The organism is Loktanella salsilacus, from assembly GCF_900114485.1.
In the GTDB taxonomy this organism is placed as follows: domain Bacteria; phylum Pseudomonadota; class Alphaproteobacteria; order Rhodobacterales; family Rhodobacteraceae; genus Loktanella; species Loktanella salsilacus.
This window is the reverse complement of the sequence record NZ_FOTF01000003.1, coordinates 107,190-121,332: the sequence shown is the minus strand read 5'-3', so window position 1 is coordinate 121,332 and position 14,143 is coordinate 107,190. Positions and strand designations below refer to the sequence as shown.

General features: G+C 61.8%; 16 protein-coding genes. 1 reads left to right on the top strand and 15 read right to left on the bottom strand.

Features of this window, described 5'->3' with window-relative positions; all coding sequences use genetic code 11:
- Positions 1-39: 39 nt before the first annotated feature.
- The 10 genes from pal to ruvC form a co-directional block, all read right to left on the bottom strand.
- A complete protein-coding gene (gene pal / locus BM131_RS03410) occupies positions 40-567 on the bottom strand; it encodes a peptidoglycan-associated lipoprotein Pal (protein WP_090185678.1) in 528 nt (175 codons plus the stop codon).
- 73 nt (positions 568-640) lie between these two features.
- A complete protein-coding gene (gene tolB / locus BM131_RS03405; RefSeq protein ID WP_090185675.1) occupies positions 641-1,969 on the bottom strand; it encodes a Tol-Pal system beta propeller repeat protein TolB in 1,329 nt (442 codons plus the stop codon).
- Positions 1,970-2,072: 103 nt separating this feature from the next.
- Positions 2,073-3,209: a hypothetical protein gene (locus BM131_RS03400; protein ID WP_090185671.1), complete on the bottom strand. Its 1,137-nt coding sequence runs from the start codon at positions 3,207-3,209 to the stop codon at positions 2,073-2,075.
- Positions 3,210-3,212: 3 nt separating this feature from the next.
- Positions 3,213-3,674 carry a protein TolR gene (gene tolR / locus BM131_RS03395; protein ID WP_090185668.1) on the bottom strand — a complete coding sequence of 154 codons (462 nt, stop codon included), beginning with the start codon at positions 3,672-3,674 and terminating at the stop codon, positions 3,213-3,215.
- Between the two features lie 3 nt (positions 3,675-3,677).
- Positions 3,678-4,352 (bottom strand): protein TolQ, encoded by a 675-nt coding sequence (gene tolQ, locus BM131_RS03390; protein WP_175499143.1) that lies wholly within the window; start codon positions 4,350-4,352, stop codon positions 3,678-3,680.
- Positions 4,353-4,466: 114 nt separating this feature from the next.
- The gene (gene ybgC / locus BM131_RS03385; protein WP_090185666.1) at positions 4,467-4,856 is read right to left on the bottom strand and encodes a tol-pal system-associated acyl-CoA thioesterase; all 390 of its coding nucleotides are present in this window, start codon (positions 4,854-4,856) and stop codon (positions 4,467-4,469) included.
- Positions 4,853-5,482, bottom strand: a complete 630-nt coding sequence (locus BM131_RS03380) for a hypothetical protein (RefSeq protein ID WP_090185663.1) — start codon at positions 5,480-5,482, stop codon at positions 4,853-4,855. Before BM131_RS03380 ends, ybgC begins: the two co-directional genes overlap by 4 nt.
- Before the next feature lie 49 nt (positions 5,483-5,531).
- The gene (gene ruvB, locus BM131_RS03375; protein ID WP_090185661.1) at positions 5,532-6,551 is read right to left on the bottom strand and encodes a Holliday junction branch migration DNA helicase RuvB; all 1,020 of its coding nucleotides are present in this window, start codon (positions 6,549-6,551) and stop codon (positions 5,532-5,534) included.
- Between the two features lie 9 nt (positions 6,552-6,560).
- Positions 6,561-7,217: a Holliday junction branch migration protein RuvA gene (gene ruvA / locus BM131_RS03370; protein ID WP_090185658.1), complete on the bottom strand. Its 657-nt coding sequence runs from the start codon at positions 7,215-7,217 to the stop codon at positions 6,561-6,563.
- Complete coding sequence (gene ruvC / locus BM131_RS03365; RefSeq protein ID WP_090185656.1) at positions 7,214-7,732, bottom strand: crossover junction endodeoxyribonuclease RuvC; 519 nt, start codon at positions 7,730-7,732, stop codon at positions 7,214-7,216. Before ruvC ends, ruvA begins: the two co-directional genes overlap by 4 nt.
- Positions 7,733-8,022: 290 nt before the next feature.
- Between ruvC and BM131_RS03360 the strand changes: the two genes are divergently transcribed.
- On the top strand, positions 8,023-8,235 hold the full coding sequence (locus BM131_RS03360; RefSeq protein ID WP_090185652.1) for a DUF1127 domain-containing protein: 213 nt from the start codon (positions 8,023-8,025) through the stop codon (positions 8,233-8,235).
- Positions 8,236-8,367: 132 nt separating this feature from the next.
- Here the strand turns inward: BM131_RS03360 and BM131_RS03355 are convergent, their stop codons facing one another.
- The 5 genes from BM131_RS03355 to BM131_RS03335 form a co-directional block, all read right to left on the bottom strand.
- Entirely contained in the window at positions 8,368-8,712 is a 345-nt protein-coding gene (locus tag BM131_RS03355; RefSeq protein ID WP_090185649.1) for a hypothetical protein, read from the bottom strand.
- 89 nt (positions 8,713-8,801) lie between these two features.
- Positions 8,802-9,674: a 50S ribosomal protein L11 methyltransferase gene (locus BM131_RS03350; protein WP_090185646.1), complete on the bottom strand. Its 873-nt coding sequence runs from the start codon at positions 9,672-9,674 to the stop codon at positions 8,802-8,804.
- 111 nt (positions 9,675-9,785) lie between these two features.
- Positions 9,786-10,433 (bottom strand): peptide-methionine (S)-S-oxide reductase MsrA, encoded by a 648-nt coding sequence (gene msrA / locus BM131_RS03345; RefSeq protein WP_090185642.1) that lies wholly within the window; start codon positions 10,431-10,433, stop codon positions 9,786-9,788.
- A 54-nt stretch (positions 10,434-10,487) separates the two neighbouring features.
- Positions 10,488-11,720, bottom strand: coding sequence for an MFS transporter (locus BM131_RS03340; RefSeq protein WP_090185639.1), 1,233 nt, complete (start codon positions 11,718-11,720; stop codon positions 10,488-10,490).
- Between the two features lie 190 nt (positions 11,721-11,910).
- Complete coding sequence (locus BM131_RS03335) at positions 11,911-14,103, bottom strand: primosomal protein N' (protein WP_090185636.1); 2,193 nt, start codon at positions 14,101-14,103, stop codon at positions 11,911-11,913.
- Between the last annotated feature and the right edge of the window lie 40 nt (positions 14,104-14,143).

The window sequence follows — 14,143 nt, the reverse complement described above, 5'->3', positions numbered from 1 at the left end:
CCAGACCTAGCAGCGCCCCAAAGCGTGCCGCGCCCCGCATCAGCTGAGCGACCCGACCGAGATAACGGTCACAGCACGGCGGTTTTTGCCATAGCAAGCCTCGTTCGAGCAAACCTCGATCGGGCGCTCTTTGCCGTAGCTGATCGTGCGCAGACGCGACGACGGGATCCCGCGAGAGATGAGGTATTCGCGCACAGCGTTCGCCCGGCGTGCACCCAGCGCAAGGTTATACTCGCGCGTGCCCTGCTCGTCGGCGTGGCCTTCGATGATTGCAAGGTAATCGCTATTGGTCTGCAACCAGTTCGCCTGACCGTCCAGCGTCGCTTGGCCCTGCGGTGTCAGGCTGCTGCTGTCCACAACGAACAACACACGGTCGCCGACCGTTTGCTGAAAGTATTCCGCACTGCGCGGATCAGAGGCGCCGCCCTGCGGCAGTGTGTTGCCCAGCGGCGCGCCGTTGCCTGCGTTGGCACTTAGGTCGTCAGCGCCGCCAAAACGGTCGGGCCGCGTGCATGCCGCGGTGGACAGGGCCAGCAGAACCAGCATCGCCTTAGTCGTCATCTTCATTGTCAATTCGTCCCTATGAACTGCTGTTCGTATTAATCTATCACGGTTTCCGTAACAGGGAAATCTTTGGCGTTTATGGCTGAAGTGGCCCCCAAGCCGCGTCAGACGCCCCGCCCTGCACCGGAACCGGCTTTAAGTTACGGCCAGAAATATCGACCGAATACAGTGCCGAAGTACCGCCAGCGCCCTGTGTTTCGCGGCTGAACATCAGCACGCGGCCATTGGGCGACCAGGTCGGGCCTTCGTCAAGGAACGATGTCGTCAGAATACGCTCTTCCGATCCATCCGTGCGCATGACGCCGATATGGAATTGCCCGCCCTCTTGGTTGGTGAACGCGATCAAATCACCGCGCGGTGACCAGACGGGGGTGCCGTAACGACCCGCGCCGAACGACACACGCTGCGGCTCTCCGCCACCAGCGGACATGATATAGATCTGGCTGCCACCGGACCGGTCGCTTTCAAACACGATCTGGCTGCCATCGGGGCTAAAGCTTGGCGCTGTTTCAATGCTTGGCGCATTGGTCAGCCGGGTCGAGGCACCGCTGTTCAGGTCAGAGATATAAAGGTCGGTGTTGCCGCCATTGGCGATGGAATACACGACGCGGCTGCCGTCCTTGGAAAAGCGCGGGCTGAACGCCATCTCGCCCTCTGCCGTTTGCACCTGGCGCTTGGACACAGAGCCGACGTCGAGCAGGTTGATGCGCGGGAAACCGGATTCGTAGGATGTATACAGCACCCGGTCACCCGTTGGCGAAAAGCGCGGTGCCAGCACAATCGTGCTGCTGTCGGTCAGGAACTGCGTGTTCGCGCCGTCATAATCCATGATCGCCAGACGCTTCTGGCGGTTATCCTTTGGCCCCTGCTCGGCTACGTAAACGACGCGGCTGTCGAAATAACCGCCCTCGCCCGTGATCCGGCTATAGGCCGCATCCGACACCTTATGCGCCATCCGGCGCCAACCGCCGACGGTGCCTGCAAACTGAAGACCTTCGCCCAGTTCAGCGCCGGTAAAGACGTCATACAAACGGAATTTCACGACCAACTGATCGCCATTCACACTGACTGCGCCGCCGATCAAAGCCTGCGCATTCACCGCACGCCAATCAGGATAGGCCACAGGCGCACCGAATGCGCCCATCTGGCTGATAAACGCGTCCTGCGGGATTTCGCGGAACAGACCAGTGCCGGCCAAATCCTGCGCGACCAGACGGCTAATATCGCTCGCGACCTGCTCTGCCCCGGCGGTTTCCGCCTGAAAGGTCGGCACAGCAAACGGCAGTGGCTCGATCACACCATCGGTAATCGTCAGCCGCAGCGGACCGCCCTGCGCCAGCACGGGGGCGGCAGAGCCAAACGCCAAAGCGGCGGCCAAAGCGGCAATCATAAACCGGTTCTTCATCACTCTCGTCCTCACTCGCAGGGCTTTGCGCCCGTTTGCCTGTTGTTGCCACACTATCAAGTGTGGATGTGACTTGCTACGCCCGACAGGCGGAACTTCGCCGTCAGCGCAGCCGCATTCCCGACGGGTCAAAGGTAATCTCGACCTCTTGCCACTCGCTGTATTTGTCCGCTGGCAGATCGTAACCATCGGTGCCCTGACAGCGCAGAATCGCACGCCGCGCAGCATCATAGGCGATCTTGGTCGCCGCATCATCGCCGCCACTGGCCGCGACTTGGCGCACATCACCGGTGACCTTGCCGCTTTGATCCAGCGTGAACCCAACCGTCATCTGGACCCGCGCCGCTTGGCTGCCCGGATCGACGTTCCAGCAGCGGTTCACTGCCACGCGAAAGCCTTCGCGCTCTGATCCCGTCATCGGCGGGCCTTGCGGCACATTCGCGGCCTGCGATGGCGGCGCTGTCGCCGCAGCAGCGGCCTCTAGCGCGGCCTGAACCGCCGACTGGTCCACCTGCGGCGCAGGCGCTTCTGCCGTTTGCGTCTCGGGCTCAACCTCTGGCGCAGGGGCCGGCGTCGGCCGGTTCGGACGCGTGCGCGGACGCGGCGTTTCGGTCACCAAACCTTGCGGAGTCTCCGCCTCGGTCACAATCTCGGTCGCCGCCTCTTCGGGTGCCGTCTGCTCCTGCGCCTGCTCGACTACAGGCGCATCGGGGGCCGCGTCAGGGCTGGCCATATCCTGCGCCACATCGGCCGGGGCCGCATCAGGCGGCGGCGGCGCAACGGCGTCAGGCGTAATCCGCTGCGCAGGGCGCGGAATCGGGCGCGGGCTGGCGGTCAGGTTCGGCGCAGCCACGACCTCTTCTGCCGGCGGACCGGGAGTCGCTGGCGAATCGCTGATCACAGGCATCGGCTCTGGCGGCTCTGGCGCGGGGGGCGGCGGCAAATCAGGCGTTGGCGGCTGCACCGCATCGGGTGGGGGCGGGGTCGCTGCGGCCTCTTCCTGCACAGGCACCTCTGGGGCGGCCTCGGCGCTTGGCGCCTCTGGCGCATCGGGTGGCGCTTCGGTCGGATCAGGCGTCGTCGCCGCCACGATCGCGGCATATTCTTCGGAACTCACGACAGACACTTCGCTAATTTCAAACGGCAAAGGTTCAGAATCGAACCCCCAGCCGCCGATCAGCCAGACCAACAACGCCAGATGCCCGGCGGCCGAGACATATGTGCCGGTCGTGCGTTCCATGACTTAGTTGCCCGCGTCCGCAGGCGCAGCCAGCGCGGTCCCGCCGATGTCGGTCACAAGGCCGATGTTGGAAAAGCCCGCCGCATTCAGCGCGCCCATGACCTCTGCCACCCGGTTCCAAGCGTTGCCGCCATCCGCGCGCAAGAAGATCCGGTCGCTGGTGCGCTCGGCTGCAATCGCCTGCAACTTGGCGACTAACTCGCCCTCTGCCGTGTCGGTGTTCTGGATCGCAAGCGTGCCATCGCCCTTGATCGTCACCGTCAGCGGCTCTTCTTCATCGCTTGGTAATGCATTTGCCGCAGTCTTGGGCAATTCCACAGGCACGCCAACGGTCATCAAAGGGGCCGCGACCATAAAGATGATCAGTAGCACCAGCATGACGTCCACAAAGGGCGTGATATTGATCTCGGCCATCGGCTGCGCCCGTCCGCGCCGCCGCCCCCGCCGGTTGCCAGCCTCAGCCATGGCTCAGGCGTCCAACTGGCGCGACAGGATGGTGCTGAACTCGTCGGCAAAGGCTTCATAGCCCGCGACTATCCGGTCCGCATCCGCGCTTAGCTTGTTGTAGAAAATAACTGCCGGAATAGCCGCCATCAGGCCCAGACCCGTCGCCAACAGCGCCTCTGCAATACCGGGTGCCACAACCGCAAGGTTCGTATTCTGCGCCTGCGCAATCTCGATAAAGGCGTTCATGATCCCAAAGACCGTACCGAACAGACCCACATACGGCGCAACCGACCCGGTCGTCGCCAGCACAGACAGACCCTTTTGCAGCTTGGCCGCTTCTTTCGCGATAGCCACATCCATGCTGCGATCAATCCGCGCCTGCGCGCCTGCGATCAGATCGCCGTCCTGCTTATGGCTGCGGCGCCATTCGGTCATGCCCGCGCTAAAGACGACCTCTGCCGCACCGCGTGGCTGACCCCCGATCTGGTCATACAGCTGATCCAGCGGCTCGCCGCTCCAGAAGGCACGGTCAAACAGGTCCGCCGCAGCACGCGCTTTGCGATACTGAATTGTCTTGTCCACGATGATCGACCAGCACCAAATACTGGTGCCAATCAGCGCGAACATGACGAATTTCACAAGGATGGTCGCGTGGGCGAACATCGACCACATCGTGATATCGGGAACTGTTTCCATGGTGCCTGCTCTGACGTTTGGCCGCTTTCGCGGTCTGATTGTGGCTGATTCTATCCGAATCGCAACAAAACGCCAATGTCATTCCGCACACGTTTGCGCCAGACCGCCGATGGGCTAATGCACCGCCGCGCGCAAACCCTTAGGCAGCCGCGTCGGCTTTCCCTCTAGCGTCATACACACCGCAGTAACTTCCGCCCGGAATAGCACCACATCCTCGCGCCGTACCTCTTGGTCAAACACCCAGCGCACCGCGCTTTGCGCCCGGTGACTTGTGTGCACGACCAACCGATCATCCAGCTTTGCGGGGGCCAGATAATCAGCCACCACCCGCGTCACGACAAAGACGATGCCCTCTTTGTCGCGCATCTCTAGCTGGTTCATCCCCAGCAGCTCGACTAATTCCGACCGCCCACGTTCGATATATTTCAAATAGTTAGCGTAATAGACGATCCCGCCCATGTCGGTATCTTCGTAATACACACGCACCGGAGTCTCGTGGCTCATTGCATTTTCCCTGCCCGCGCCGCGATGCGAAGCGCATGGCTCGCGTCCTGCGCCACCGCCGGCATGACCGGATCATAAACCGCGCGCACAATGGCCGCGACCTCCGGCCTGATCACCGCCACGCCGTCCAATAACGCCAATGGCGAGGCATCCATGAACGCCCGGTCCGACCAAAGCACGATCGTCTGCACCGCCTGGCTCAGCGCCAGCGTATCCGCGCTTACTGCCTCTAAATGCGCATCCATCCGCAGGAAAACAAAGCACGCCTTGATCGCGCCCACCTCGTCAAAGCGGAAAACCCGGTACTGGTTCGCCTCGGCCGCCTGCAATCGCGCGACCAGTGGCACCAAGTCCGGCACCATCTGATCCAAATGCGGCACCTCCGGCAGCTCTGCCCAATCACGGCAGAAAAACACCATCAGGTTCGCGCCCAGTTCCCAGTCCGTCTCGGCCATTTTGTGACCGGCCATGACGACAACCGCTTCAATCGCGCTTTTAAAAACGCCCAGCGTCGCCTCATCGACGCCGAACACCACCGGCACAATTGGCCGCCCCCAGCGGGCGCACAGATAGCTGCCATCGCCCCGCGTGAACTTCGCCGCCACCTCTTCCGCTTCGATCGCCACCGCCCCATCCTCGCTTTTTTGTAAAATACGCCCGCCGGAGGCTCCAACCCTAGTCAAACAGATCACTGTCCCGCTTTGGCGCAGCCAACCCTAAATGCCGCCACGCATCCCGCGCCAACATCCGCCCGCGCGGGGTGCGCTGAATCAGACCCTTCTGCAACAGATAGGGCTCGATCACATCTTCCAGCGAATCCCGGCTCTCACTCAGCGCCGCACTCAAGGTCTCAATCCCTACCGGGCCGCCGGCATAACTCTCTGCAATCAGACGTAAATACCGCCGATCCGCGTTATCCAAGCCCATATCATCCACGCCCATCCGCGTCAGCGCCCGGTCAGCAATCGCGTGGTCCACGGTGCCATCACCCTCGACCAACGCGAAATCCACGACCCGCCGCAAAAGCCGCCCCGCGATCCGCGGTGTGCCGCGCGCGCGCCGCGCAATCTCTCTCGCGCCGTCCGGCGTCGCAGGGGCACCCATCAGGCGGGCACCGCGCGTGACAATCTCGTGCAACTCGTTCTCGGTGTAAAACTCCAGCCGGACCGGAATGCCAAAGCGGTCGCGCAGCGGGGTCGTCAGCAGACCCATCCGCGTCGTCGCCCCGACCAGCGTGAACGGCTGCAACTCGATCCGCACCGTGCGCGCCGCAGGCCCCTCGCCAATGACCAGATCCAGTGCGAAATCCTCAAGCGCGGGATATAGCACTTCTTCCACCGCCGGGTTCAGACGGTGGATCTCGTCGATAAACAGCACATCATTGGGCTCTAGGTTCGTCAAAATCGCCGCCAAATCCCCGGCCCGCGCCAAAACGGGGCCAGAGGTCATGCGGAAGCCAACCCCCAATTCGCGTGCCATAATCTGCGCCAGCGTTGTCTTACCCAGCCCGGGCGGGCCGTGAAACAACACATGATCCATCGCATCTTTGCGCATCTTCGCGCTCTCGATGAACACACGCAGGTTCGCCCGCGCCTCGGCCTGACCGATAAACGCCTCCAGCGTTTGCGGCCGCAGCGCGCGGTCTGCATCCTCGGGCAACGGCTCTGGCCGCATCAGGGGATCGGGTTCACTCATACCCCTGCCTTACCCCTTCGGTGCCAGCAGCTTCAAGGCGGCGCGGATCACGTCCCCCGTCGCAGCGCCCGGCGTCATCGCCTCGGCCACCGCCGCCGCTGCATCGCCGGGCGCATATCCAAGGTTAACGAGCGCCGACAGCGCCTCGCCCTGCGCCGGGTTCGCCTTGGCCGGTGCCTTACGTGCCTTAACTGGCACCGCAGGCGCGTCATCCTCGATCACGATATCATCGTCATCAAGCGCGTCGCCGCCCATCACCATCACGGCAGGGGCCTTATTCTTCAGCTCAATCGCCGCGCGTTGCGCGATCTTCGGCCCCACGCCCTTGGCCTTGGCCAGCGCGTGCCAGTCGCCCAGCGCAATCGCCTTCGACACGCCCTCTGGCCCGAGCGCGCCCAGAATAGCCAGCGAAGCTTTCGCCCCAATCCCCTGCACGCCCATCAACAAGCGGTGCCATTCCTTTTCCACCAGAGAGGTGAACCCGAACAGTTGCAGGTTATCCTCGCGCACCAAAAGGTCGGTATAAAGCGCCACCGCCTCGCCGTTCCCCGGCAGGTTGGCCATGGTGCGGTCACTGATAAACACAAGATATCCAACGCCGCGCACGTCAATAAGCACATGATCCGCAGCGCGATAATCCAGCCGCCCGGCAATGCGCCCGATCATGACGCAGCCCGCGCCGTGGCCTTGGCTAACGCCTTGTTCAAATGCCCTGCCGATTGCAGATGGTGCGCGTGGCAGATCGCAATCGCCAAGGCATCCGCCGCATCCGGCCCGGCAAGGTCAACGCCCGGCAGTTGCAGCCGTACCATATGGTCAATCTGCGCCTTGGCCGCGTGGCCCACGCCAACAACGGCCTTTTTCACCGCATTGGGGGCGTATTCGCCCACCTCGATCCCCGCCTGCGCGACAACCAGCAGCGCGATCCCCCGCGCCTGCCCCAGCTTTAGCGTGCCGACCGCGTCCTTGTTCACAAAGGTCTGCTCGACCGCCGCACGGTCGGGCGCATATGTGATCATCACGGCGCTCAGCCCCTGATACAGCGTCAAAAGCCGCTCAGCCAGATTATCACCCAGCCCATGACAGACGCCATTCGCAACATGCGCGATTCGGCTACCCTGCACATCGACAACACCCCAGCCCATATTCCGCAGCCCCGGATCGATCCCCAACACCCGCATCGCACCCTCATTCGTTTCTTTTGGTTAGGGCCCAGTTAGCACAAAACGCGAACACAAACCAAGCGCCCTTCGCTTGCCCCGCCCGATTAGCCGTAATCTGTCGCCATTTGCGCCACTTACGCCGCCAGCCGCATCGCCCACTATTAAAGCCAATCGCCCATTTAGTAGGCATGATGAAAACACATGGAAGCCCTGCAAAAATCGGGGGTGGTGGCATCCCGGTTCGGTGGCTACGTGCCAGCTATCAATATAAACGCTGCCATTGCAGCACATCTTCAGGAGCCACTCCCATGGCATCGATCAACGCAACCCGCGCGAACCCCGCCCTGACCGGCGGCTTCGCCTCCGGTCTTTTCACTGCCACCGTCTCTCGTTTGGCCGCTTGGAACGACGCGCGCATCACGCGCAAGTCCCTGTCCCAGCTGTCCGTCCGCGAGCTTGACGATATCGGCCTGTGCTACGGCGACATCAACGACGTCGCAGCTGGCGGCTTCCGCCGCTAAAACGCGCTAGCTTCAGACAGAATAACGCCGCGCCCGGATAATCCTCCGGCGCGGCGTTTTGCTGTCCGGCCCTCAGACACACAAAAGCCAGCCCGGCGAAGGGCTGGCTTGCTTCGAACCACTTAGGTTATTTTAGCTGCGCATCATCCGCATGACCCGCGCAACCGCATCCGTCGCCGGATCGGGCTGCATGACCCACGCGCCAGCTTGCTCGAACATGTGCCCTTGCGACAGGGTGTCCAGCTTGCCTGCATAGGTTGGCGCATCCATCACAGTCATGATGTAAGCCTTAAAGCCCAGCGCAATCAGCGCCGTCACAAACAGTGCTTTCCACGGAAACGCCAGCGCAGTGAAATGTGGGCGCGCAACGATCAGATTTTGCTTGTTCAGCCGCAGCGTATACCCGCCGCTCAGCTTGTTGTGCTGCCGGGTAATTCGGCGAAGCCGCTTATAAAATTGGTCGCGATGTCCAGACATAACAATCTCCAGAAGCCCCCACCTTTTGGAGTTGAAATTAGCGTTAAAAAATGGCTAAGCCAAGGCAAAACCCGGTTAACGGACTTATTTTAGTCAAATTTCGTTAAAGTTAGCGTCGTCCAATCAACAATACTGTCGCGGCGGGTCTCATTAAATCCAGCGCGTGCATAAACCTCGACGACCGCATCGGCCTGCTCGTTCAGTATCCCCGACAGAATCGCCGTCCCGCCCGGCTGAGTCGCCTTCGCCATTTCCTCGGCGATGGCAATCAGCGGCCCCTTCAGGATGTTTGCAAACACCAGATCAAATGGGGCCGCTTTTGCCAGCGCTGGCGCATCAAAACCTGCTGCGATCAAACAATCGACCCGGCCGGTCAGGTTATTCGCCGCGACATTGGCCGCCGCAACCTCGACCGCTGTGGGGTCAATGTCGGACGCCAACACCACATTCGGGCTGATATGCGCCGCCGCCATCGCCAAAACGGCCGTGCCGCAGCCAATGTCGACGGCGTTTTGCGGCACAAAGCCCGCATCGACCATGCGGTCAAATGCACGCAAACAGCCCAGCGTCGTGCCGTGGTGGCCCGTGCCAAAAGCCATGGCCGCCTCGATCAACAGCGGCACCTTGCCCGCAGGTACCTTGTCCGCATCGTGGCTGCCGTAGACAAAGAACCGGCCCGCGTCGACGGGCGGCAAGTCGCGGCGCACCTTGGCGACCCAGTCTTCGTCCGGCACGTCAGAGACGTTGAAATCCTGCACGCCGTGCACCATCGCCAGCACAGCAAGGCCCGCGCGGTCAGGTTCGTCCGTGAAATACGCGGCGACCTCGAACAGGCCAGAGCCGTCCTCGACCTCGAACACGCCGATCCCTGTGGGCTCCGGCTCGAGCGCCTCCAGCGCAAGGGCAAGCCCCTCGGCGGTGCTGCGTCCCATGGTCGTGGTCAATGCGGTAAACGTGGTCATGGCGATCCCCTTTATGCTGGCCCAGTTAGAACCAAGCGCTGGGTGCGTCAAACGCAAAGGCCCCGGCGCGGTGCCGGGGCCTTGTAATTCTGCGCCGATAAAGATGCCTGATCAGGCACCGACACCAATTGGACAGGTCACGCCGGTGCCGCCAATGCCGCAATAGCCGTTCGGGTTCTTTGCCAGATACTGCTGGTGATAGCCTTCGGCATAATAAAACGTCGGCGCATCCACGATCTCGCTTGTGATCGTGCCGTAACCAGCTTCCGTCAGACGCGGCTGAAACGCGGTCTTGCTTTGCGCGGCCGCCGCACGCTGGGCTGCGTCCATCACATAGATGCCAGAACGGTACTGCGTTCCCGCATCATTGCCTTGCCGCATCCCTTGGGTTGGATCATGCCCTTCCCAAAATACCTGCAGCAGCGCGTCATAGCTGATCTTCGCCGGGTCATAAACGACGCGGACAACCTCGTTATGGCCCGTCTTGCCGGTGCAGACCTCTTCATAGGTCGGGTTCGGCGTATAGCCGCCAGCATAACCCACGGCCGTCGTCGTCACGCCGTCCAGCTTCCAAAACATCCGCTCGACGCCCCAGAAACAGCCCATCCCGAACACGGCAACCGCATGGCCTTCGGGGACATCCTTGATCGGCGTCTCAAGTACAAAGTGCATCTTTTCCGTCGGCACAGCCTGATCGCGGCCCGGCAGAGCGTTCTCGGCGCTGATCATTTCGGATTTATCGCGGGACATGAATAACATGTGAAATCTCCTAAGCGGGGTATTGCGTTAATATAGTCCGTTGCCGCGCAATTTCTACTGCGCGGCGACCGGCGCGGGCGGGTGGGCAAACACTGTCTCGTGACCGGGGACGGGATGCCGCGGGATCAGCAGCGCAAGACCAAACGACACCGCCGCCATCCCCGCTGCCAGCCCAAACACCAGCGTCGGCGAAACCAGCCAAAGCAGCCCCAGCAGCACCGGCAGGAACACCGCAGCGATATGGTTAATCGTAAAGGCCACCGCCGCCGTCGGCGCAATATCCGCCGGATCGGCGATCTTTTGGAAATACGTCTTTAATGCAAAGGCCAGCGCGAAAAAGATATGATCCACGACATACAGCGTCGCTGCAATCGCCACGCCCCAGCCAAAGAAATAGACACCGCCATAAGCCAGAAACACGGCGACCAAGCCAAGATATTCGAACATCAACGCACGCCGCTCGCCAAACTGGCCGACAATGCGGCCCATCAGCGGGGCCAGCACGATATTCACGACCAGATTGATCAGGAACAGCGCCGTCACCTCGTCCACGCGAAAGCCAAAGCGTTCAACCATCATAAAGCCCGCAAAAACGACAAAGATTTGCCTGCGTGCGCCCGACATGAACTGCAACGCATAATACAGCCAATATCGACGGCGCAGCACAAAGGTCTTCAGCTGCGGATGCGGTGCCTCGAACTGGGGATAGGCGACCAGACACCACAGCGCTGCAAGCGCGCAGAACCCGCCGGATGCCATGTAAACAAAGGCGTAAGACAGATCGAACCGCTCCCATGTCATCACGATCAGCACATAGGCGACCAGCGTCGCGCCTGACCCTGCAGCCATGATCCAACCCAGCATCTGCGGCGCGCGCGCCCGGTCGATCCACTGCAATTGCAAGCTTTGGTTCACCGTCTCAAAGTAGTGGAACCCGATCGAGGACAGCATGGTGATCGTCAAAATCCCCGCCATATCCGGAAAATAGGCCGTCACCGCCGTCGACACCCCCAGCAGCAGCAAGGCAATCAGCCCCAGCACCTGCTCGCGGATAAAGATAATCAGGGCGATCACCCCGATGGCCAGAAAGCCCGGAATCTCTCGCACCGTATGCAACAACCCGATGTCGCCGCCATCAAAGCCCGCGACATCAATGACAAAGTTGTTCAGCAGTGCCGACCACGTCGCAAAGGCGACAGGCATCGCCATCGCCATCACGAAAAGCAACGTAAATGGCCTGCGCCAGAACGGCAGGTGGCGGGCGTCGGACAGTTTCACAGTATTCATGGCCGAATGCTTAGGCCTCGCGACACGCCAGAGCAATATGGTATGGTGGGCGGGGCGTCTTCGGGCCGCAGCCCGAACAGCGCCGTTTCATCATCCCGTCACCCTGCGCGCGCAGCCGTTAAATAACTGTAAAAGATTACATAATATGTATCGCATGCGAAACATTTAGTTTTTGAAATGTATTTTGTGCTTAGTAAAAACTCTGCGGATCGATATCGATCGCCATCCGCAAATCACCCCGCAACTTGAACTGCGCCGCCCATTCCGCCAGCGCCTGCTGCAAAGGCGCAGCCTTGTCCGCCTTCACCAGCAACCGCACCCTGTGCCGTCCCCTGATCCGCGCAATCGGCGCTGGCGCCGGACCAAAGACTTGCGCCCCAATCCGCCGCAACGCCCCGTCTTGTCGCGCCATCGCTGTGCCCAACTCAAAGACCTGCTGCACATCGCCCCCGCTCAGCACGATCCCGGCCATGCGGCCATAAGGCGGCACGCCAGCGGCCTTGCGCTCTGCCGCCTCGGCGGACCAGAACGCCTCTTCATCACCTGCAACAATCGCCCGGATCACAGCATGTTCCGGTTGATAGGTCTGCAGCAAGGCCTCTCCCGGTGCCTCTGCCCGCCCAGCGCGCCCCGCGACCTGCCGCATCAGCTGGAACGTCCGCTCTGCCGCGCGCAAATCGGACCCTTGCAGGCCTAAATCCGCGTCAATCACGCCGACCAGCGTCAGCTTGGGAAAGTTATGCCCCTTCGCCACCAGCTGCGTGCCGATCACAATATCCGCCCCGCCCGCCGCGATATCTGCGATATGCGCCTTCATTGCGCGGGCAGAGCCATAGAGATCGCTCGACAAAACCACGACCCGCGCATCAGGGAACAGCGCCTGCACCTCTTCGCCCATCCGCTCTACGCCGGGGCCAACAGCGCTTAGCTTATCCTCGACCGCGCAATGCGGGCAGACCGTCGGCATCGGCTTGGTCGCGCCGCATTGGTGGCACATCAGCCGCTTCAAAAAGCGGTGCTCGACCATCCGCGCATCGCAATCATCGCAGGCAATCTGGTGCCCGCACGCCCGGCACAGCGTCACCGGCGCGTACCCACGGCGGTTCAAAAACACGAGGCTCTGCTCGCCCCGCTCAATCCGTAACTGCATCGCAGCGCGCAAGGACGGCGACACCCAATGCCCGCTCGGCAAATCCTCTGACCGCATATCAATCGCGGACATCTTCGGCATCACGGCCGGACCAAAGCGGCTCTTCAGCTCCAGCCGCCGATACTTGCCCGCCTCGACATTGGCCCAGCTTTCCAGACTTGGCGTAGCTGACGCCAGTACCACCTGCGCCCCGTTCCCCGCCGCCCGCAGTACTGCCATGTCGCGGGCATTATACAGCACGCCGTCCTCTTGTTTATAGGATGTATCGTGCTCTTCATCGACGACAATCAGCCCCAGATCGCGGTAAGGCAGAAACAGCGCAGACCGCGCTCCGACCACAACATCCGCGTCCCCTTGCCCAACCATCCGCCAGCAACGCCGCCGTTCCGTCTGCGTCACGCCGGAATGCCATTCCGCGGGCCGCTGGCCAAAGCGTGCTTCGATCCTGTCCAGAAACTCGCCCGTCAGCGCGATCTCTGGCAGCAGCACCAAGGCCTGCCGCCCGGCCCGCAGGCAAGCGGCGACAGCCTCCAGATAAACCTCGGTCTTGCCCGACCCGGTCACACCTTTCAGCAAGGTCGTGCCATAGGCACCGCTTGCCACAGCCTCGGCCAGCACCGCGGCGCCCGCCGCCTGATCTGCCGTCAGCTCCTTGCCGCCGTAATCCGGATCCAGCTTCGGATAGGGCGTATCGCGCGGCGCGTCTTCCTCGCTCACCGCCCCCAGCTTGACCATGCCTTTGACGACAGTGGTGCCCACCCCTGCCATTTCGGCCAGTTCTTTAAGCGTAAACGCCAGCCCGCCGTATTCGCGCAGCACATCCAGCACCGCACGCCGTGCATCGGTCATCCGTGACGGCTCGCTTGTCCCCAGCCGGTAGACCTTGCGCGTGCCCGGCGCATCGCCCATCCCCGGTGCCCGCGTCGCCAGCCGCAACATCTGATCCAGCGGGGTCAGGGTGTAATCGGCGGCCCGCGTTAAAAAAGTCTGCATTTCAGACCGCATCGGGGCAACATCAAGCACGCGCATCACGCTACGCACCTTGGCATAATCGTAATCGCCAGCCCCCGGCCCCCAGACCACGCCCAGAATTTTCCGTGGCCCCAGCGGGACTTCGACGAACGCCCCAGCAAAACAGCCGCCCTGCGGCGCCTTGTAATCCAACACCCGCCCAAGCGGCTGCGTGGTCAACACACCGACCAATTCGCCTTCGTTGAAATGTGACTGAACCATAACGGCCTTTTCAGGGTTTCCCCCATCAGGTAAACGCTGA

Coding starts and splice junctions, on each gene's coding strand:
- pal (WP_090185678.1), bottom strand. CDS start 567: ATGAAGATGACGACTAAGGCGATGCTGGTTCTGCTGGCCCTGTCCACC.
- tolB (WP_090185675.1), bottom strand. CDS start 1,969: ATGAAGAACCGGTTTATGATTGCCGCTTTGGCCGCCGCTTTGGCGTTT.
- BM131_RS03400 (WP_090185671.1), bottom strand. CDS start 3,209: ATGGAACGCACGACCGGCACATATGTCTCGGCCGCCGGGCATCTGGCG.
- tolR (WP_090185668.1), bottom strand. CDS start 3,674: ATGGCTGAGGCTGGCAACCGGCGGGGGCGGCGGCGCGGACGGGCGCAG.
- tolQ (WP_175499143.1), bottom strand. CDS start 4,352: ATGGAAACAGTTCCCGATATCACGATGTGGTCGATGTTCGCCCACGCG.
- ybgC (WP_090185666.1), bottom strand. CDS start 4,856: ATGAGCCACGAGACTCCGGTGCGTGTGTATTACGAAGATACCGACATG.
- ruvB (WP_090185661.1), bottom strand. CDS start 6,551: ATGAGTGAACCCGATCCCCTGATGCGGCCAGAGCCGTTGCCCGAGGAT.
- ruvA (WP_090185658.1), bottom strand. CDS start 7,217: ATGATCGGGCGCATTGCCGGGCGGCTGGATTATCGCGCTGCGGATCAT.
- ruvC (WP_090185656.1), bottom strand. CDS start 7,732: ATGCGGGTGTTGGGGATCGATCCGGGGCTGCGGAATATGGGCTGGGGT.
- BM131_RS03360 (WP_090185652.1), top strand. CDS start 8,023: ATGGCATCGATCAACGCAACCCGCGCGAACCCCGCCCTGACCGGCGGC.
- BM131_RS03355 (WP_090185649.1), bottom strand. CDS start 8,712: ATGTCTGGACATCGCGACCAATTTTATAAGCGGCTTCGCCGAATTACC.
- BM131_RS03350 (WP_090185646.1), bottom strand. CDS start 9,674: ATGACCACGTTTACCGCATTGACCACGACCATGGGACGCAGCACCGCC.
- msrA (WP_090185642.1), bottom strand. CDS start 10,433: ATGTTATTCATGTCCCGCGATAAATCCGAAATGATCAGCGCCGAGAAC.
- BM131_RS03340 (WP_090185639.1), bottom strand. CDS start 11,720: ATGAATACTGTGAAACTGTCCGACGCCCGCCACCTGCCGTTCTGGCGC.
- BM131_RS03335 (WP_090185636.1), bottom strand. CDS start 14,103: ATGGTTCAGTCACATTTCAACGAAGGCGAATTGGTCGGTGTGTTGACC.